Source organism: Haemophilus haemolyticus (assembly GCF_003490595.1).
GTDB lineage: Bacteria > Pseudomonadota > Gammaproteobacteria > Enterobacterales > Pasteurellaceae > Haemophilus > Haemophilus haemolyticus_L.
Genome location: NZ_QQGY01000007.1, coordinates 45,452 through 65,256, shown reverse-complemented (window position 1 = coordinate 65,256; position 19,805 = coordinate 45,452). Strand labels below are relative to the sequence as shown.

Here is a 19,805-nt window from a genome sequence, read left to right as displayed (position 1 = left end):
ATGTTAGGGAAAGAAATAATTCGTTCTAAAACTATATGGTTTTATCTCTTATTGCTTGTTTTCTCCATTTTTACCAATATGGGGTTGGGTAATGTATTAAGTGAAAATATTCCCGTTTCAGATTACGCAATTTTATTTGTTATCACGGCGATTTCTTTTTATTTCACCCCTTGGGTTGGGAGAATATTAATCACTGTATTATTCCTCAGCGCGCTATTTTATTGCTCTGCTGGTTTTTTCTATGGTATTCCATCTTTAGGTATTATCGCTTCTGTTTATGAAACGAATATTAATGAAACCTTGGAATATTACACTACTATTCCTTTTTGGATATTTTTATTTCAAGCTAGTTATCTCATCCTGTTTATTGCTTTAATGAAATTAAGTTTTCACGTTAAACAACAAGCATTTAAATGGCTAAATACTGTTGCTATCGGCATATTATTAGTTTTTTCTTACAATCAATTTTCTGATTGGAACTATGCATATAAATTCCGTTTTTATCCGGTTCTTTTCTACTCAGAATTTGATCGTATGAATGATCTGTATTTAGAACAACGAGATTTTCTAAATCAATCTGTCAACGCGCCTTCTCAATGGGATATTCAATCTTTTACGCCAAAATATAAAAATTATATTTTGATTATCGGTGAAAGCATGCGAAAAGATTATATGTCGTTATATGGCTTTCCACTGAAAACCACGCCATTTTTAGAGCATGTGAAAGGCACTGTTTTTGAAAATTATTATTCTGCAGCACCAAATACGCAACCATCCTTACAACGCACCTTATATCGTTCAGATAAAGGAGAAACGGTTTATACGGATAATATTATTTCTTTAGCCAAAAAAGCGGGCGTAAAAACCTATTGGATTTCTAATCAAGGCAAAATTGGGGAATTTGATACGATGGCATCTCGTATTGGTCAAAGTGCGGATGAAACGATTTTTATGAAGCCATTAGGTTACAATTCTAAAAAAGTTTATGACGATGAAATGTTGCCTGTATTAGATAAAGCCTTAAAAGAAAATATTATGAATCCAAAATTAATAGTGATTCATTTAATGGGCTCACATCCAGCCTTTTGTGAGCGTCTTCCGTACGAGGTTAAAAATTATTTTATTAATCAATCGATGTCTTGTTATTTAGAATCGATTAAATATACGGATCAGTTTTTAGAAAAATTAAATTCTCAATTAGTGGCGCAAAATGAACCCTATTCGGTGATTTACTTTTCTGATCATGGGCTTGCTCATTATGAGGATTCTAAAGGATTGTCATTGCATCCAAATAATCTTTATAAACAAGATTATGAAATTCCTTTCGTTATGTTTTCGAGTGATAGCCAAAAGGTCGAAAAAATAAAAACGCCACAATCTGCATTTAATTTTGTTTATGGTTTTGCTGATTGGATGGGGATTAAGGAAAAACATTTACAAGGCGTCGATTTCTTCCATCCTGAAAAACAGGAAATTAAGGTATTTGATTGGAAGAAAGTGGTGAATGTTAAAGAGTTAGCTGATGATCCAGCAAAATTACCAGAAGCTGTGCAGTAAATGAGATCGTGCTTTATCATTTATCGGCTTATGCTAGAATTAGCGCAATTTTTTTAAAAGGGAAATAGTATGTCCAAAAAATCAGGGCTTTCATTTTTATGGTTAAGTGCGGTCGCTTTCGTGGTTGATTTGCTCACTAAATACATTGTGGTACAAAAATTTGATTTGTATGAAAGCGTTAATGTGTTGCCTGTTTTCAATCTTACCTATGTTCGCAATTATGGTGCGGCATTTAGTTTCTTAGCAGATCATAGTGGATGGCAACAATATTTCTTTATTTTGTTAGCATTGGCTATCTCTGGCATGTTGGTTTATTTTTTAGCAAAAAATAATGCTGAACAAAAAATCCAAAATTCTGCTTATGCACTCATTATTGGAGGGGCGCTAGCGAATATGGTGGATCGCGCTTATAACGGGTTTGTCGTAGATTTCTTTGATTTCTACTGGGATATTTACCATTATCCAGTGTTTAATATCGCCGATATCGCCATTTGTATTGGCGCAGGGTTATTAGCATTGGATGCTTTTAAGAGCGAAAAGAAAAAAGTACAAGATAAACAAGCAGAAAAGTGCGGTCAGAAATGAAGATAATTTTAGCGAACCCACGAGGATTTTGTGCCGGTGTAGATCGTGCCATTAGTATTGTTGAACTAGCCTTAGAAATTCATGGCGCACCGATTTATGTTCGTCATGAAGTGGTGCATAACCGATTTGTTGTGAACGGATTGCGTGATCGTGGTGCGATCTTTGTGGAAGAATTAAGCGAAGTACCTGATGGTGCGATCGTGATTTTTTCTGCGCATGGTGTATCTCAAGCGGTTCGACAAGAAGCAAAAGATCGTAATCTCAAAGTATTTGATGCAACTTGTCCTTTGGTGACTAAAGTGCATATGCAAGTTGCGCGTGCAAGTCGAAAAGGAACAAAAGCGATTTTGATTGGGCATAAAGGGCACCCTGAAGTGGAAGGCACAATGGGGCAGTATAGCAACGAAGATGGCGGGATTTTCCTGATTGAAAAAGTAGAAGATATTGCGCGTTTGCCTATGCAAGAAAATGATGATTTAACCTTTATGACACAAACCACTTTGTCGCTAGATGATACGGCTGAAACCATTGCTGCATTAAAGGAAAAATATCCCGCTATTCAAGGACCACATAAAAACGATATTTGTTATGCGACAACCAATCGTCAAGAAGCGGTGCGTGAATTAGCAAAATTGTCAGATTTAGTGTTGGTTGTGGGTTCTAAAAACTCATCAAATTCAAATCGTTTAGCTGAATTGGCGTCTCGAATGGGGGTTAAATCACAGCTTCTTGATGATCCTTCCGATATTCAAGCGGATTGGTTTAATGATGTGAAAACCGTTGGGATTACAGCCGGCGCGTCTGCACCAGAAGAATTAGTCCAATCGATTATTTCTCGCTTAAAAGAGTTTGGTGCGAATACCATTGAAGAACTGCAAGGTTTAGAAGAAAATATGTTCTTTGAGGTTCCAAAAGAGCTGAGAATAAAAGAAGTTAACTAATACTAAGGGCTTGTCGTAAATGATAAGCCCTTTGTTTTTTCATTCAAATTAAGAATTTTTGCGATCTGAATCGCAGAAGTGCGGTAAGAATCTTGAGCGTTTTCTTGAAAGCATAAAAAATGGCTCTGTTGATATGCTCATCAACATGTTTATATTAAAAGGAAACCTCTATGAAATTAATGAAAACATTATTTACTTCAGTTGTATTGTGTGGCGCGCTGGTTGCCTCTTCGGCTTTTGCGGAGGAAAAAACTGCAGAGCAGGCTGTTCAACCTGTTGTGGCTACTCAAACTGAGGCTCAAGTTGCACCGGCTACTGTGAGCGATAAATTGAATATCAATACGGCAACCGTTAGTGAAATTCAAAAAGCCTTAACAGGAATCGGTGCAAAAAAAGCAGAAGCGATAGTGCAATATCGTGAAAAACACGGTAATTTCACGAGTGCTGAACAACTATTAGAAGTGCAAGGGATTGGTAAAGCAACGCTTGAAAGAAACCGCGATCGAATCACTTTTTAATTTTAAAACCTCTTATGGATGCCCTGTTTTACAGGGCTTTTTTATTGTGCACTTTAAGCCATTTTTGCATTTGTTCAATTTCCGCTTGTTGTGCGTTAATAATATTCTCAGCAAGCTTACGCATCTCAGGATCTTTTCCGTATTTTAATTCAACTTCCGCCATTTTTACTGCGCCAATATGGTGTGGCAACATACCTGCTGCAAAAGCAACATCAGGATCTTTATATTGCATGGCTGCCATCATGTTTTGGTGCATTTGATTCATACCTTGCATTAATTCTTGTTGCATTGCAGAATCTGTCGGCATTGGCATATTCATGTGTGCTTGATGCGGTTGTTCATTAGCTTGGGCACAAATTGAAACTGCAGCAGCGCTAAGTGTGATAAAAGTCATAAGTTTTTTCATGTTTTTCTCCTATGTGATAACTGAATGAGCACGAATCATAAACCTTAACCTAAGGTTAAGGTCAATACTTATTCCGAAAATTTTTGGTGAGATATTAAAATAAGACAATGTTTGATATGAGGAACAGAATTACGAAGCAAAGATTTGTACTTGCCACGGGCAATAAAGGCAAAGTAAAAGAAATGGCAGATGTGTTAGCTGATTTCGGTTTTGAAGTCATTGCTCAGACAGATTTAGGCATTGAAAGCCGAATCGAATCACTTTTTAATTTTAAAACCGCTTATGGATGCCCTGTTTTACAGGGCTTTTTTATTTTTTCAGAAAGAAAATGTAGAAAGTTTATTTCTTTTTAAAAATCCGTTGGCAATCTTAGTAAATTTTAATACACTAAAAAGCCTAGTCGGGGTGCAATATGCTGAGATCATACCCGTGAACCTGAAACAGTTAATACTGACGTAGGAAACTAGGAATACAACCTTATCTCCTTCCCGTCATTATTGCTGCCTTTTGATATAAATAAGGATGTAATAATGAAACTTCTTAAATTAACCTTAATTTCTACCGCACTTTTTTCCACCGCGGCATTAGCCCAATCACAGCAAAGTGTTAATGTATATAGCTATGATTCTTTCACTTCTGAGTGGGGAGCCGGTCCAAAAGTAAAACAAGATTTTGAAAAAGCACATCCGCAATGCACTATTAATTTTACGCCTTTTGAAAGTGGCGGCGTGTTACTCAATCGTGTTCGTTTGGAAGGAAAGAAAACAAAAGCGGACATTGTATTAGGTTTAGATAACTTTGTTTTAGAACAAGCTGAAAAAACAGGTATTTTCACGCCGAATAAAGTAGATTTAACTCAACTTGATCTGCCAACAAAATGGACGAATAAAACCTTCTTACCTTTCGATTTCGGTAATTATGCTTTTGTGTACGATAAAACTAAATTACAAAATCCGCCGAAAAGTTTGAAAGAATTGGTTGAACGTCAAGATATCCGTGTAATTTATCAAGATCCTCGAACCAGCAGTGTGGGTCGCGGTTTATTGGTTTGGATGAATGCCATTTACCCTGCCGATAAAATTCAATCTGCTTGGAAAGAGTTGGATAAGCATACGGTAACAGTGGGTAAAGGCTGGTCAGATACTTACGGTGCATTCTTAAAAGGCGAAGCGGATTTAGTGTTAAGTTACAGCACATCACCACTTTATCACCAACTTTTTGAGAAAAAAGATAATTATGCAGCGACAGATTTTGCGGAAGGGCATATTACCCAAGTGGAATTAGCGGCTCGAGTCGCCAACCATCCAAATCAATGTGCGGATGATTTTATGGCATTTTTAATTTCACCTACGGCACAAAAACATATTGTGACAGCCAATATTATGTTGCCAGTCATTCAAGGTGAAATTGAACCACACTTTGATGCGCTTAAAGCTCAACAAAAAACTCAAACTCCAATCAATCCAATGGTGAATGCCGAACAATTAAAGAATTGGATTAGCACTTGGCAAGCCACATTAACAAAATAGTTTGATGTTGTCGTTATTTCATCACCCACAACTCCGCCCTCGTCATTATGTGGGCGGGGTTGTTGTCATTAGCTTTATTACTCTTTTTTATGGTAGCGCCTTAAGTTCGATCTTTGCATTGGGCGGTGAATTGAAATGGCGATCTTGGTTCACGGATGATTACCTACAGCATCTAATTCTTTTCAGTTTTGGACAAGCCTTACTTTCTACCGTTTTATCTATTTTTTTTGGTCTGCTCCTCGCTCGAGCATTGTTTTATCAACCATTCTCCGGAAAAAAGTGGCTATTAAAATTAATGTCGCTGACCTTTGTTTTACCTGTTTTAGTGGCAATTTTTGGTTTGATCGGTATTTATGGTTCAAGCGGTTGGTTAGCTTGGTTTGCTAACTTTTTGGGAATGTCGTGGCAGGGTCATATTTACGGACTCTCGGGTATTTTAATTGCCCATCTTTTTTTCAATATTCCACTGGCTGCGCAACTTTTCTTACAAAGTTTGCAAAGTATCCCTTATCAGCAACGTCAGCTTGCCGCGCAACTCAATTTACAAGGCTGGCAATTCGTGAAATTAGTGGAGTGGCCCGTTTTTCGTCAGCAATGTTTGCCTACATTCAGCTTGATTTTTATGCTTTGCTTCACCAGTTTTACCGTTGTTCTTACGCTAGGCGGTGGGCCTCAATATACAACATTAGAAACCGCAATCTACCAAGCGATTTTATTTGAATTTGATCTGCCAAAAGCAGCACTTTTTGCCATGTTGCAATTTGTATTTTGCTTAGTTTTATTTAGCTTAACGTCGCGTTTCTCTCCCTCTAATCAAAATGGCTTGAGCAATAGTAATCCTTGGTTTGAGAAATCTAAAAGTGCGGTCAAAATTTTCCATGTTTTTGTTTTACTTGTTTTTGTATTTTTCCTTTTTTCGCCAGTATTGAACATTCTTATCAGCGCATTGAGTTCACCAAGTTTGCTCTCAGTTTGGCATAATTCTCAGCTTTGGCGTGCGTTAGGTTATTCGCTTTCTATCGCGCCCTTATCCGCATTACTTGCATTAACGATGGCAATCGCCTTATTGCTTTTATCACGCCGTTTAGAATGGTTGCATTATCAGAAAATCGCTCAATTTATTATTAATGCTGGAATGGTGATTTTGGCAATCCCGATTTTAGTACTTGCGATGGGATTATTTTTATTATTACAAGAGCGTGATTTTTCGAATATTGATTTATTTGCCATTGTTGTATTTTGCAATGCGTTAAGTGCAATGCCTTTTGTTTTACGTATTTTGAGCGCACCTTTTCATAACAATATGCGTTATTACGAAAATCTGTGTAATAGTCTGGGAATTGTGGGTTGGCAACGTTTTTATCTGATTGAGTGGCAAACTTTACGTGCGCCATTGCGCTATGCTTTTGCTTTAGCCTTGGCACTATCTTTAGGGGATTTTACGGCTATTGCGTTGTTCGGCAATCAAGAGTTTACTTCTCTACCGCACTTGTTATATCAGCAGCTAGGGAATTATCGTAATCAAGATGCAGCTGTAACCGCAGGGATTTTATTATTACTTTGTGGCATATTGTTTGCCTTTATTCACACATATAGGGATGCCGATGATTTATCTAAATAATGTGATTTTGAACGATAAAACCTTACCGATGTGCTTTAATTTGAACGTAAATGGTGGCGAGCGTGTCGCAATTATTGGCGAAAGTGGGGCGGGAAAAAGTACCTTATTGAATTTAATCGCTGGATTTGAATTTCCTTATCAAGGAGAAATTTGGTTAAACGATAAAAATCATACTCGTAGTGCGCCTTACGAGCGCCCTGTTTCTATGCTATTTCAAGAAAATAATTTATTTCCTCATTTAACCGTACAGCAAAATCTTGCGTTAGGTTTAAAACCCTCTTTAAAATTAACCGCACTTGAACAGGAAAAAATTGAACAGGTCGCTTGTTCTGTAGGATTGGGCGATTATTTGCAACGTTTACCGAATTCTCTTTCAGGGGGGCAAAAACAACGAGTGGCATTGGCGCGTTGTTTGTTGCGAGATAAACCTATCTTGTTATTAGATGAGCCTTTTTCCGCATTAGATCAGAAACTTCGTGTAGAAATGCTTGCTTTAATTGCCAAACTTTGTGATGAGAAACATCTGACCTTGTTACTTGTTACTCACCAACCATCAGAATTAGTTGGTACGATAGATCGAGTATTGTTGGTGGAAAATGGTCAGATAAGTCAATTGCAAAAAGAGACGTAAAATTACATAGATTTTATAACTGATGAATCTATTCACTGGCTATCGATACCATCCTATAAACTGAATAAAGATAAGATACAAAAATGCGGTGATTATTCACCGCACTTTCAAAGGAAAAATATGTTAACTGAAAAACTACAAATTAACTCCATTACACCACATCCAAGCGTTGAATATTGGTCTGTTTGCAAAGTAGAGGCGTTATTTGAAACGCCATTTTTGGAATTAGTTTACCGAGCTGCTCAAGTTCATCGCAAGCATTTTAATCCTCGAGCGATTCAGTTATCCACGTTAATGTCTATCAAGACGGGAGGATGCCCAGAAGATTGTGGTTATTGTCCTCAATCAGCCCGTTATCATACTGGCGTACAAAATCAGCAGTTATTAGATGTTGATGAGATCGTCGCGAAAGCAAAAATTGCGAAAGCGCGTGGAGCAGGGCGTTTTTGTATGGGCGCAGCTTGGCGAGGCCCTAAGCCAAAAGATATTGAGAAAGTCACAGAAATTATTAAAGCAGTGAAATCGCTCGGTTTAGAAACTTGCGGTACTTTTGGTTTATTGCAAGACGGTATGGCAGAAGATTTAAAAGAAGCCGGATTAGATTATTACAATCATAATCTTGATACCGCACCAGAACATTACGCAGAAGTGATTGGTACTCGACGTTTTGATGATCGCCTTAGCACGTTAGGAAAAGTGCGCAAAGCTGGGTTAAAAGTGTGTTGCGGCGGCATTGTGGGGATGAATGAAACCCGCAAAGAACGGGCTGGATTAATCGCGAGCCTTGCAAATCTTGATCCGCAACCTGAATCAGTGCCGATTAATCAACTCGTTAAGGTTGAAGGTACGCCGTTAGCCGATGCGGAAGAATTAGATTGGACAGAATTTGTGCGAACGATTGCCGTTGCACGTATTACCATGCCAAAAAGCTATGTGCGCCTTTCTGCAGGACGTAGTGGTATGAGTGAAGAAATGCAAGCGATGTGTTTTATGGCGGGTGCAAATTCAATTTTCTATGGCGATAAATTACTTGTCACGGGCAATCCAGAAGAAGATGGCGATCAATTATTAATGGCAAAATTAGATTTAGAGCCAGAAAATGCAGAAAATAAAAAAGCTTCTTGAATATCAAGAAGCTAATTATTTAAGGGGTTGATGTAGATTAGCCCCTAACTTTTTTATTTTTGTTGAGGCTGTAATTGTGGATCTTGTCCATACAATGGATGTCTCGGACCATAAAGCAAACAACCATTGCAAGGTCCATTAAGCATATTTCCTGTTGCCCACGCAGCAACCTTGTACCCTTTATCGGATACATTGTTCGCAATTTGTTTTACTACAGCAGTAATTAGCATTACGATGGCATTACCGTTGTTATTGCGATCTGCATCGTCTGCGTAGCCTTTACCTTCCCATAAGGTTTTACCACTACGTAAATCAACAAGCTTGCCACTTACTCTTACTTTAGTAACACTATCAAATACTTGATAATTCACACCGTAATCATCTACATTAATGTAAAGAACTGCATCAGCCCCAAAAATATCGCGTAATTTTTGTGGATTTACATTATGGATTTCTTGAGCCTGTGTTAAACCATTGTGTTTAAAAGTTTCATACACAAGCGCAGGAGGGAAAACATAATACCCTTCTTCCGCCAGTGGAGAAATTGTATGTGCCAATACAGCAGGAGAACCTTTAACATCATTCGTTGTATCCGTAGGAAGTAATACCAAGATAGAATGCGGTTTACTTTCTTGATAGTTCGTATAGTCATAAGGCGTTGGCTTCATTGTTGAACAGGCAGAAAGCAAAAGTGTACAAGCCATTACCAAATAGAGAGAGATTTTTTTCATTTTTTCGCTCCTTTTTTCACTTTTTTACTTCCAGTGCTTTCTGTGCTCGCATCCACTTTTTTTCCTTTATTTAACAAGAAGTTAATATATTGAGTTGATTCAGGAAATAAAGTCATTTCTTTTTGATAGGCTTCTGCCATTTTACCAGCGTTGCCTAATTGACCATATAAAAGACCAATCTGCGCATACAGACCAGGTGGTACTTTTTTACCGCTATCAAGTTGAGCAATTTCTTCTAATTTTTGAAGCTGTTCTTGTGGATCGCCGTCTTGAGTTAGATATTGGTATACGGAAGTTGGATAGGTATCTCCATTCCAAGTATACAATGTATTTGGTTTACTGCCTGATGAACAGGCAGTCACCACAGCAACAGCGGATAAACAAATAAAAAGTTTTAGTTTATTCATAATAAAATCCTTAATTTGAAGGCTTCCATTGACCTGATTCAATACCAGAAACAAGGTTATTTACGGCTTCACGAATGGCTAAATCTAATACTTTACCATTAAGAGTTGAATCATAACCTGCGGTGCCACCAAAACCTAACACTTCACGGTTTGAAAGATTATATTCACCAGCACCTTGAACAGAATAAACCACTTCTGAAGTTTGAGTATTCACCACATTCAATGTTACTTTTGCATAAGCCACTTGTTGTTTGCCGCGACCTAAAATACCAAATAATTGCTGATCGCCTACTGTTTTACGACCAAATTCAGTCACATCGCCAGTCACCACATAATTCGCGCCTTTTAATTTTTGTTTTTGACCTTTGATTTTTGCTTCTGTCGCCGATTCTGACATATTGGTGCGATCCAACACACTAAAACGACCTGATTGTTGTAAGTGAGATACTAAAATGGTTTTGGCTTGATTACCTAATTGATCCACGCCGTCAGAGAATGCGCCATTGTTATAGCTTGAACGATTATCAAATTTACCCACAGAAATAGGGGCTTTCACACCATTATACGCGGTGTTATAGCTCGTTACTTTTTGAACTTCAACAGTACGAGAACCCTCGGTTGCACAACCAGATAAAGCTAAAACGCTGACAGATAATAAGATTGGATAGAGTTTTTTCATTGCAGAATCCTTATAATATAAAGTGATAAAAAAGCTCCTTGAGTTATCAAGGAGCTTCCATTTTAAAGAATTTCTTTCGCTTTCGCTACCACGTTTTCAACAGTGAAACCAAAGAGTTTGAATAATTGATCCGCTGGTGCAGATTCACCGAAACTATTCATGCCTACTACGCGACCATCAAAGCCTACGTATTTATACCAGAAGTCTGCAATACCCGCTTCAATTGCAACACGTTTGGTTACAGCTGCAGGTAATACGCTTTCACGGTAAGCTGCATCTTGTTTATCGAAACGGTTAGTGCTTGGCATAGAAACAACACGTACTTTTTTACCTTCAGCACTCAATACATCTGCTGCTTTCACTGCTAATTCCACTTCAGAACCTGTCGCAATGAAAATTAATTCTGGTGTACCTTCGCAGTCTTTTAACACATAAGCACCACGTTTAACTGCATCTAATTGTGCAGAAGTGCGGTCCATTTGTGCTAAGTTTTGACGGGTAAAGATCAACGCACTTGGGCCATCTTGACGTTCAACTGCTTGTTGCCATGCAATAGCTGATTCCACTTGATCACATGGACGCCATGTTTCAAGATTTGGAATTAAGCGTAGTGATGCAGTTTGTTCCACAGGTTGATGAGTTGGGCCATCTTCGCCTAAACCAATAGAGTCGTGAGTATAAACGAATAATGAGCGTTGTTTCATTAATGAAGCCATACGCACCGCATTGTGTGCATATTCGTAGAACATTAAGAAGGTTGCGCCGTAAGGAATGAAACCGCCGTGCAAGGCAATACCGTTCATAATGGCAGACATACCAAATTCACGAACACCGTAGTTGATGTAGTTACCGCCTACGTTTTCATGTGCACGAATTGGTTTAGACCCACTCCATAACGTTAAATTAGAGCTTGCTAAGTCTGCTGAACCACCTAAGAATTCAGGTAATACGTGAGCATAAGCTTCGATTGCATTTTGTGATGCTTTACGGCTTGCAATACTCGCTGGATTTGCTTGTAATTTTTCGATGAACGCTTTAGATTCTGCCGCCCAGTTTGTTGGTAATTCGCCAGAAACACGACGTTTCAATTCTGCTGCTAATTCAGGATAGGCTTTTGCATAAGCGGCAAATTTTTCTTCCCAAGATTTTTCTGCTGCTGCGCCTTTTTCTTTCGCTGACCATTCAGCATAGTACTCAGCTGGAATTTCAAATGGAGCATATTCCCAGTCCAGTGCTTTACGAGTTAACGCGATTTCTTCATCGCCTAATGGTGCACCGTGACAATCATGTGATGCAGATTTGTTTGGTGAGCCAAAACCAATGATTGTTTTACAAATAATTAAAGTTGGTTTTTCTTTTTCTGATTGTGCAAGTACAACAGCCTGACGAATTTGTTCTGCATCGTGGCCATCTACATTACGGATTACTTGCCAGCCATAAGCTTCAAAGCGTGTAGCGGTATCATCACTGAACCAACCATCTACATGACCATCAATAGAAATGTTATTGTCATCGTAGAATGCGATTAATTTGCCAAGACCTAATGTTCCCGCTAAAGAGCAAGCCTCGTGAGAAATCCCTTCCATTAAACAGCCATCGCCTAAGAACACATAAGTGTGGTGATCGACAATTTCATGGCCTTCACGGTTAAATTGGCCTGCTAAGGTTTTCTCAGCAATCGCCATCCCTACTGCATTAGTGATACCTTGACCTAATGGACCCGTTGTGGTTTCAACACCAGGTGCATAACCATATTCTGGGTGGCCTGGGGTTTTAGAATGTAATTGACGGAATTGTTTTAAATCTTCGATAGAAAGATCATAGCCAGTTAAATGCAAAAGGCTATAAATCAACATAGAACCATGGCCGTTAGAAAGTACAAAACGATCTCGGTCAGCCCATTTAGGATTGGTTGGATTGTGTTTTAAAAAGTCGCGCCATAATACTTCAGCGATATCCGCCATCCCCATCGGTGCACCAGGGTGACCAGATTTAGCTTTTTGCACAGCATCCATTGATAAGAAACGAATTGCATTGGCTAATTGTCTACGAGTTGCCATTTTGTTCTCCTGTTATAATTCGCTTTGAAAAAATAGTCTTGCGCATTCTACCTTATTTCTGAAGGAAATTTAGCAAAAATCCGCACTCAATTTAATAGTTTGTGACAATAATCAAATTCTACGGCGACGCTGGTGAAAACGCGTGCTACTCGATTTTACTTTCAAATTCACCGCACTTTTTTTCTCTTTGGGTTTGCGATAAGTCCGTCGATAGTGACTTAAAAAATAATGAATAGAGCTTGCCATCACCGCACCAAGTAAAAATACAATAATAAGCTCACCATATAATTGGTGAAAAATTTGATTAATTTTTGATTGGTTAGATTGCGTATATTGGGCATCAATGGTGACGCGTAAAAATCCTTTAATGCCGCTTTGAGCGTAAAGTGGCTCTACAATTTGTTGATTTTTTGCATCGGGTGAACTGTGTATTTCGCGACTTTGAGCCAGTAATTTTCCTTCGCCATCATATAAGCTCGCATCTAAAATAAAGTCTTCTTTGACTATTTGATCAAGATTGTCCGTTAATTGCTCTGTTTTTGCATTGTTTGTAAGTAAAACTGAAAATAAATTGGCTTGTTGACGAACCAAAATATGTGAGATGTTCGCCACTTGGTTTACGCTAGCAAATTGTGAACTCAGCTTAAATTGCTTCACACCAAATAAGATAACGCCAAGTGCAGTTAGGCTTAGCAGAATAATCGTTGCAAGCATGGTTGATTTGATTAGTTTTTCTTTAATTATTTGCACTTTTTCAACTCACATCGGTTAAAATCTTTTCAATCGCCACAATTTACAGGATTTTTATGCAAATTCAACGTTTCGAAAGTATTACACAAAAATACCCACAATTTCCTACAGCACTTTTGGCTAATGAGGAATCTATACAGAACGGAGAACCTTTTATCTTATACGGCACAAAGTTGGACATAACTAAGCTGGAAAAATTTCAACAAAAGTGCGGTCAAAATTTTCAGATTTTTGATGTTTGGATGGTAGAGCAAAATATTGTCGTTTTATTGAAAGGTCAATGGTTTGCTGACTTCATTAACTTTGCTCATGATGTTGAAGTGGATATTGCTAAATTAGATTTTAGCCCTAAATTGTCTCAAGCAGGATTGTTGGTGATGGATATGGATTCTACCGCTATTCAAATTGAGTGTATTGATGAAATTGCGAAACTAGCAGGTGTTGGCGAACTTGTTTCTGCGATTACGGAAAGCGCAATGAGAGGTGAATTAGATTTCGAGCAAAGTTTGCGTCGTCGAGTGGGTACATTAAAAGGTGCACCAGAAAGCATTTTGCAGCAAGTTAGAGAGAATTTACCGCTAATGTCTGGACTAATCGAAACTATCCAAACCTTACAAAAATATGGTTGGAAAACCGCAATTGCTTCAGGCGGATTTACTTATTTTGCGGATTATTTGAAAGCCTTATTACAGCTTGATTTTGCTGCATCAAATCAATTTGATATTGCGGATGGAAAACTCACTGGCTTAGTTAAAGGTGATGTGGTTGATGCCCAATACAAAGCTAAAACATTGCAACATTTGTTAGAGAAATACGGTATTGATTCACAATATTCTATTGCTATTGGTGACGGGGCAAATGACTTGGCAATGATGAATGTGGCGGGGCTAGGTGTTGCGTTCCATGCTAAACCTAAAGTGCAACAACAAGCGCAAATTGTGGTAAACTTCGCCGACTTAACCGCACTTTTATGCCTTTTAAGTGCCAATGATAGAATTTAATAAAATGGGAGAAGACTATGCCATCTTTTGATATTGTTTCTGAAATTACTTTACACGAAGTCCGTAATGCGGTGGAAAATGCCAACCGTGTGCTTAGCACTCGTTATGATTTCCGTGGCGTCGAAGCGGTAATTGAATTAAATGAAAAAAATGAAACGATTAAAATCACCACAGAATCTGATTTCCAACTTGAACAATTAATTGAGATTTTAATTGGATCTTGTATTAAACGTGGTATTGAGCACAGTTCTTTAGATATTCCAGCAGAAAGCGAACACCACGGTAAACTTTACAGTAAAGAAATCAAACTTAAACAGGGTATTGAAACAGAGATGGCGAAGAAAATTACTAAATTAGTAAAAGATTCTAAAATCAAAGTTCAAACTCAAATTCAAGGAGAACAAGTGCGTGTGACAGGTAAGTCACGCGATGACTTACAGGCAGTCATTCAACTTGTTAAAGGCGCAGAATTAGGCCAACCATTCCAATTTAATAATTTTAGAGATTAGTTTTCAAAGAAGGGTGAAATGTTGTCATCATTTTTTGATAAAACTTGACGAACACCGCTTTCAAGCGTAACATTCGCCCGATTTTTTAACGAGAAGGACACACACTTTGGACAGTCATAGTCGATACCGAATATCGCTCTAGACGCCCGCCTTTTTATTATCGGCGCGCGTTCGCCGGTAAATTTACCGTTGTTTCGGCATCTCTTAACGAAAACTTTGCGATTTTTCACCGCACTTTCGTTTCTTCTTTAATTTGTTCACTGTTAGCTGTTCATAATCCTATAAGGAGTATGAAATGATCAACGCGTTTGCTATCAATGATTCCCGCTTGGTTCGCATTGACGAAGACCAAACCGATCTCAATACTGCCATTTGGCTTGATTTACTTGAGCCGACAGGCGAAGAACGTGAAATGCTACAAGAAGGCTTAGGCCAGAGCTTAGCATCTTTTCTAGAATTGGAAGATATCGAAGCTTCCGCCCGTTTCTTTGAAGATGAAGACGGTTTACACCTTCACTCATTTTTTTATTGCGAAGATGAAGACAATTATGCTGATTTAGCGAGCGTCGCTTTTACTATTCGTGATGGTCGTTTATTTACGTTGCGTGATCGCGAGCTACCAGCATTCCGTTTATATCGTATGCGTTCACGTAGCCAGCGTTTGTTAGAATGTAATTCCTATGAAGTTTTATTGGATTTATTTGAAACGAAAATTGAGCAATTAGCGGATGTGATTGAAAACGTTTATGCAGATTTGGAAGAGTTGAGTCGCGTTATTTTAAACGGAAAACAAGATGAAGCTTTTGATGAAGCATTAAATACACTCACGGAACAAGAAGACACCAGCTCAAAAGTTCGTTTGTGCTTGATGGATACTCAACGCGCACTAGGTTTCTTGGTTCGCAAAACGCGCTTACCAACAAACCAGTTAGAACAAGCACGAGAAATCTTACGAGATATTGAATCTTTACAGCCGCATAATGAATCCTTGTTCCAAAAAGTAAACTTTTTAATGCAAGCTGCAATGGGTTACATCAATATTGAACAGAACAAAATTATGAAATTCTTCTCTGTTGTTTCTGTGATGTTCCTTCCTGCAACATTAGTTGCATCCACTTATGGTATGAACTTTGATTTTATGCCTGAATTACATTTTAAATATGGTTATCCAATGGCAATTGGGTTAATGATCGCAGCAGCGTTGACACCATATATTTATTTTAGAAGAAAAGGATGGTTATGATGGAATTATCTCAAACCGCATTATTTATCGGGTCAATTATTAATCTTTATGCACTTGTATTAATCTTACGAGCCTGGTTACAGTTTGCTCGAGTGGATTATTACAACCCTGTTTCAACATTTGCGGTAAAAATGACTGATCCAGTATTAAAACCTCTGCGTAAAATTACGCCTACAGTGAAAAATATCGATACTTCTGCTTTACTGTTAGTATTTATTATCGGTATGTTGAAAGGTATTATTTATTTTGGTTTATCAGTAAATGTACTCTTAGTATTGGGTGTGTTAACTGTATTGAAAAGCATTGGCTTAGCCATTTTTTATGTGCTTTTTATTGGGGCTGTTTTAAGTTGGTTTAATCGTGGCAATAGCCCTGTGATTTATGCGTTTTATCAACTCTCAGAACCACTTTTAAAACCTATCCGTCGATTCTTACCAACATTAGGTATGATTGATTTTTCTCCTATGGTCGTCGTATTTATCTTATTGTTCTTAAATAACCTAATGCTTGATATGTTAGGTGGACTTTGGATGATTGCTGGTTAGAGACTAATAGGTTATTGAATAATAATTTAGGGGCTGATGTAGATTAGCAAGTGTACCAGTCTATAAAATGAAGATAACTCATTCTAAATTAAAGAAATATATACAAAATAAGCTCTTTTAATTTTGGGGGCTAATCTACGTCAGCTCCTTAAATTAATATAGTTATATGTAGGTTAAAGTCTAGCGTACTGGTGAAATTCCTACAATAGCAGGAATTGAATTAAGTGAGCAATTTGGGGCAACGTTATTTTTTCTTTTGGTAAAGCCATCCGCAAGCTCAGAAAAGAGCAGAGTTTAACGTAAGAACAACTTGAATTTGAAGCGGATATTTAACGTATTTATGTGAGTAAATTAGAGCTTGGTCAGTAACAACTGTTTTTAACAACAATTTTTAAATTAGCGAATGGATTGAAGTGTTTCAGCAAGCAAATTAATTCAGCAGACAGAAGAAATTAATAGCAAGGGATAGGAACTTAGGGGACTTCCTACCTACCATTGAAATTAATGATGTTTCGGTGGATTAGAAAGTTATTTTCCAAACAACGTTATCGATTCCAAATGCCCCGTATGAGGGAACATATCTATCACCGCACTTTTTTCAATCTTGTAGTCAAAATCACGTAAAATTTCCGCATCACGCACTAATGTTGCAGGATTACAAGATACATATAAAATTTTCTCTGCTTTCAACTCGCATAAAGCATTTAACGCGAAAGCTGCGCCGCTACGTGGAGGATCAAGCAAAATTTTATTGAATGACTGACGTGCCCAAGGTTGTTCAACAAAGGATTGGTCAAGATCCGCTTGGAAAAATTCAATATTCTTGATTTGGTTTCTTGCGGTATTTTGCTCCGCTTTTTGTACCATATCAAAAACGCCTTCAATACCTACCGCACTTTTCACGCGTTTAGCGAGAGGAAGCGTAAAATTCCCCATGCCGCAAAATAAATCTAACACGCAATCTTGTTGGCTCAATTCAAGCCAATCCAACGCGGTATTAACCATTCGTTCATTTAATGCACGATTTACTTGGATAAAATCACGAATATCAAAATGTAATTTTATGCCATCAGGAAATTGATAATAAGGCGAATCGCCATAGATTTGTTCAATGCCTTCATCGCTTTGTAAAAACAGCATTAACTTTTCTTGTTCAGCAAATTTGAGCAATAAAGTGCGGTCAATTTCTGCAAGATTTTTCGTATAACGTAACAACATTGCAACGCCATTATCGGCCGCCACAAGTTCAATATGCCCAAGCTGCTTTGGCGCAGAGAATTGTTCTAAAAGCGCGGTTAATTTAGGCAGTAAATAATTAATTGCAGGTTCTGCCACTTCGCAAGATTGAACGGTAACTAAATCATTGGCATTTTTCTGACGAAAGCCCATGTCAATTTGTTTTGTGTTTGGATTAAACCATAAACTCAAACGTACACGACGACGATACGCCCAAGCGTCGCCACAAATCATAGGTTGAAATGAAATCGGCTCTGACTGTAATTTACTTAATCGCTTAAACAATGCGGATTCTTTCGCTTCCCTCTGCATTTCAATAGGAATATGTTGTCCTTGGCAACCACCACAACGCATAAAATGAGCACATTTTGGTGCTAAACGTTCAGGGCTTTTCATTAGCCATTTTTTTGCCATAGCATGCCCATATTGGCGTTTATCTTCCAGAATCCGACATTCCACTTTTTCGTGCGGAAGTGCATTTTCAATAAACCAAGTTTTACCATTAATTTTCGCTACGCCTAAACCTTGATAATCTAAATCAAGAATATCAGCCGTAATGGTTTGAACATTTTTTGTTTTTTGCTTTTTTGGGGTATAAAGAAGAACCATTATTTTAGAAGTAAAATATTTTGAGTGAATAACTCTCGGCTTTTTAGCGGTTTATCGCCAAGATAAGGTTTCAGTGCAATACGAGTAAAACGTTTTGCCGCTTGACGTACCGCATCATCAGAAAAATCAAGGGCTTCAAAGGCTAACAAATCTCTGCCGTAAAAAGTGAGATTATCTTTCACTAAGGATGCAATGAAACCTTTTTCCTCACGATAACGATATGTCATTGAGAAATCCACTGGCTCGCCAGACCCTGCACAATGCAGAAAATCCACGCCGTAACCGAGAATTTGTAAAAGTTGAAATTCAAAAAGACGCAAAGTTGGCTCAACGTTGGTTTCAGTTGCCAAGCCCGTTAAGCATTTTAAATAATGTTGAAACAGCGAAGTATTCGGCGTTTCAGGCTCAATGACACGAGTCAGTAACTCATTCACATAAAAACCGCTATAAAGTGCAGTTTGTTGTAAAGGAAGTGTAATTGCGGCGGGTTCAGCTTTAGTAAGGGTTTTCAATGAACTTTTTCCCGTCCAACGCAACAATAAAGGTGTGAAAGGTTGCAAGACCGACTTCCAAGATGAACGCTTTGCTCGTGCGCCCTTGGCGATCACGGTTAGGCGACCACTTTCTTCAGTAAACAAATCGACTAAAAGACTCGTTTCACTATAAGGGCGACGATGAAGAATAAAGCCTCGCTGGAGTTCGGTTTGCACAATTAATTACCGGATAAACGCTCTACGGGTTGTAATACACATTGTTCCGCTAAAACTTCACCTAAATTAGTTTTTAGCACACTAAAATCATCGCGCTCTTGCCACGCCCAACGAATATTGCCGTAATTTTTACCGCGCTCAGAAATCATTAATGTCAATTTTTCTGACATAGAATTAAAAGTCACCGTAATGTGATGCAATGATTTTTTACGTCTTTTTTGAGTGGAATGAACCACACGAACTTGCTTATCATCTTTACACAAATAAACCTTAGCCTCACCTTTTTGCAAAGCTTTATCTACTTTTTCCACCTGCATCTTTTGCGGCTCTGGCTTCTTTGGTAAACCATTTTGAGCACAACCGATCAAGCAAAGTGCGGTTAAAATTAGAAACGTTTTTTTAAACATAGAAT

General features: G+C 38.0%; 22 protein-coding genes and 1 riboswitch. Of the genes, 13 read left to right on the top strand and 9 right to left on the bottom strand.

Going from position 1 to position 19,805, the window contains the following annotated elements; all coding sequences use genetic code 11:
* The 4 genes from DV415_RS06540 (at position 1) to DV415_RS06525 (ending at position 3,601) form a co-directional block, all read left to right on the top strand.
* Positions 1 to 1,557, top strand: coding sequence for a phosphoethanolamine transferase (locus DV415_RS06540; RefSeq protein WP_118791602.1), 1,557 nt, complete (start codon positions 1 to 3; stop codon positions 1,555 to 1,557).
* 69 nt (positions 1,558 to 1,626) lie between these two features.
* Positions 1,627 to 2,142 carry a signal peptidase II gene (lspA, locus tag DV415_RS06535; RefSeq protein ID WP_065245635.1) on the top strand — a complete coding sequence of 172 codons (516 nt, stop codon included), beginning with the start codon at positions 1,627 to 1,629 and terminating at the stop codon, positions 2,140 to 2,142.
* The gene (gene ispH / locus DV415_RS06530) at positions 2,139 to 3,083 is read left to right on the top strand and encodes a 4-hydroxy-3-methylbut-2-enyl diphosphate reductase (protein ID WP_065250344.1); all 945 of its coding nucleotides are present in this window, start codon (positions 2,139 to 2,141) and stop codon (positions 3,081 to 3,083) included. The genes lspA and ispH overlap by 4 nt, the downstream gene beginning before the upstream one ends.
* Positions 3,084 to 3,253: 170 nt before the next feature.
* Positions 3,254 to 3,601: a ComEA family DNA-binding protein gene (locus tag DV415_RS06525; protein WP_065250343.1), complete on the top strand. Its 348-nt coding sequence runs from the start codon at positions 3,254 to 3,256 to the stop codon at positions 3,599 to 3,601.
* A gap of 28 nt (positions 3,602 to 3,629) precedes the next feature.
* Here DV415_RS06525 and copM read toward each other — a convergent pair whose 3' ends face one another.
* Positions 3,630 to 4,007 carry a CopM family metallochaperone gene (copM, locus tag DV415_RS06520; RefSeq protein ID WP_053465274.1) on the bottom strand — a complete coding sequence of 126 codons (378 nt, stop codon included), beginning with the start codon at positions 4,005 to 4,007 and terminating at the stop codon, positions 3,630 to 3,632.
* Between the two features lie 182 nt (positions 4,008 to 4,189).
* Here copM and DV415_RS06515 point away from each other — a divergent pair, with 182 nt between their 5' ends.
* The 5 genes from DV415_RS06515 to bioB all read left to right on the top strand — a co-directional run bounded on the left by DV415_RS06515 (position 4,190) and on the right by bioB (position 8,913).
* Complete coding sequence (locus tag DV415_RS06515; RefSeq protein ID WP_231625692.1) at positions 4,190 to 4,360, top strand: hypothetical protein; 171 nt, start codon at positions 4,190 to 4,192, stop codon at positions 4,358 to 4,360.
* Positions 4,361 to 4,398: 38 nt separating this feature from the next.
* Positions 4,399 to 4,486, top strand: a riboswitch (TPP riboswitch).
* Positions 4,487 to 4,537: 51 nt separating this feature from the next.
* Complete coding sequence (gene thiB / locus DV415_RS06510; protein ID WP_118791601.1) at positions 4,538 to 5,536, top strand: thiamine ABC transporter substrate binding subunit; 999 nt, start codon at positions 4,538 to 4,540, stop codon at positions 5,534 to 5,536.
* 4 nt (positions 5,537 to 5,540) lie between these two features.
* The gene (gene thiP, locus DV415_RS06505; protein WP_118791600.1) at positions 5,541 to 7,157 is read left to right on the top strand and encodes a thiamine/thiamine pyrophosphate ABC transporter permease; all 1,617 of its coding nucleotides are present in this window, start codon (positions 5,541 to 5,543) and stop codon (positions 7,155 to 7,157) included.
* Positions 7,141 to 7,788 carry a thiamine ABC transporter ATP-binding protein gene (gene thiQ, locus DV415_RS06500; RefSeq protein WP_118791599.1) on the top strand — a complete coding sequence of 216 codons (648 nt, stop codon included), beginning with the start codon at positions 7,141 to 7,143 and terminating at the stop codon, positions 7,786 to 7,788. The genes thiP and thiQ overlap by 17 nt, the downstream gene beginning before the upstream one ends.
* Positions 7,789 to 7,908: 120 nt before the next feature.
* Positions 7,909 to 8,913, top strand: coding sequence for a biotin synthase BioB (gene bioB / locus DV415_RS06495; RefSeq protein WP_005634466.1), 1,005 nt, complete (start codon positions 7,909 to 7,911; stop codon positions 8,911 to 8,913).
* Between the two features lie 53 nt (positions 8,914 to 8,966).
* Here bioB and DV415_RS06490 read toward each other — a convergent pair whose 3' ends face one another.
* The 5 genes from DV415_RS06490 to DV415_RS06470 all read right to left on the bottom strand — a co-directional run bounded on the left by DV415_RS06490 (position 8,967) and on the right by DV415_RS06470 (position 13,540).
* Positions 8,967 to 9,644, bottom strand: a complete 678-nt coding sequence (locus tag DV415_RS06490) for a DUF799 domain-containing protein (protein ID WP_118791598.1) — start codon at positions 9,642 to 9,644, stop codon at positions 8,967 to 8,969.
* Positions 9,641 to 10,051, bottom strand: coding sequence for a DUF4810 domain-containing protein (locus DV415_RS06485; protein ID WP_065250336.1), 411 nt, complete (start codon positions 10,049 to 10,051; stop codon positions 9,641 to 9,643). Before DV415_RS06485 ends, DV415_RS06490 begins: the two co-directional genes overlap by 4 nt.
* A gap of 10 nt (positions 10,052 to 10,061) precedes the next feature.
* Complete coding sequence (locus tag DV415_RS06480; RefSeq protein WP_118791597.1) at positions 10,062 to 10,730, bottom strand: CsgG/HfaB family protein; 669 nt, start codon at positions 10,728 to 10,730, stop codon at positions 10,062 to 10,064.
* A 62-nt stretch (positions 10,731 to 10,792) separates the two neighbouring features.
* Positions 10,793 to 12,790, bottom strand: a complete 1,998-nt coding sequence (gene tkt, locus DV415_RS06475; protein WP_118791596.1) for a transketolase — start codon at positions 12,788 to 12,790, stop codon at positions 10,793 to 10,795.
* A 111-nt stretch (positions 12,791 to 12,901) separates the two neighbouring features.
* The gene (locus DV415_RS06470; protein WP_118791595.1) at positions 12,902 to 13,540 is read right to left on the bottom strand and encodes a YtjB family periplasmic protein; all 639 of its coding nucleotides are present in this window, start codon (positions 13,538 to 13,540) and stop codon (positions 12,902 to 12,904) included.
* A 56-nt stretch (positions 13,541 to 13,596) separates the two neighbouring features.
* Here DV415_RS06470 and serB point away from each other — a divergent pair, with 56 nt between their 5' ends.
* From serB to DV415_RS06450, 4 genes are all read left to right on the top strand, one after another.
* Positions 13,597 to 14,541, top strand: coding sequence for a phosphoserine phosphatase (gene serB / locus DV415_RS06465; protein WP_118791594.1), 945 nt, complete (start codon positions 13,597 to 13,599; stop codon positions 14,539 to 14,541).
* Between the two features lie 17 nt (positions 14,542 to 14,558).
* A complete protein-coding gene (locus tag DV415_RS06460) occupies positions 14,559 to 15,050 on the top strand; it encodes a YajQ family cyclic di-GMP-binding protein (protein WP_005629625.1) in 492 nt (163 codons plus the stop codon).
* Positions 15,051 to 15,345: 295 nt separating this feature from the next.
* A complete protein-coding gene (gene corA / locus DV415_RS06455; RefSeq protein WP_005629627.1) occupies positions 15,346 to 16,293 on the top strand; it encodes a magnesium/cobalt transporter CorA in 948 nt (315 codons plus the stop codon).
* A complete protein-coding gene (locus tag DV415_RS06450) occupies positions 16,293 to 16,838 on the top strand; it encodes a YggT family protein (RefSeq protein WP_118791593.1) in 546 nt (181 codons plus the stop codon). The genes corA and DV415_RS06450 overlap by 1 nt, the downstream gene beginning before the upstream one ends.
* A 528-nt stretch (positions 16,839 to 17,366) precedes the next feature.
* Here DV415_RS06450 and rlmD read toward each other — a convergent pair.
* From rlmD to DV415_RS06435, 3 genes are read right to left on the bottom strand one after another with little or no spacing between them, the layout of a single operon-like run.
* Complete coding sequence (rlmD, locus tag DV415_RS06445) at positions 17,367 to 18,683, bottom strand: 23S rRNA (uracil(1939)-C(5))-methyltransferase RlmD (protein WP_118791592.1); 1,317 nt, start codon at positions 18,681 to 18,683, stop codon at positions 17,367 to 17,369.
* Positions 18,683 to 19,393: a DNA repair protein RecO gene (recO, locus tag DV415_RS06440; protein WP_118775416.1), complete on the bottom strand. Its 711-nt coding sequence runs from the start codon at positions 19,391 to 19,393 to the stop codon at positions 18,683 to 18,685. The genes rlmD and recO overlap by 1 nt, the downstream gene beginning before the upstream one ends.
* 2 nt (positions 19,394 to 19,395) lie before the next feature.
* Complete coding sequence (locus tag DV415_RS06435; protein ID WP_118788960.1) at positions 19,396 to 19,800, bottom strand: Opacity-associated protein OapB; 405 nt, start codon at positions 19,798 to 19,800, stop codon at positions 19,396 to 19,398.
* Positions 19,801 to 19,805 lie beyond the last annotated feature (5 nt).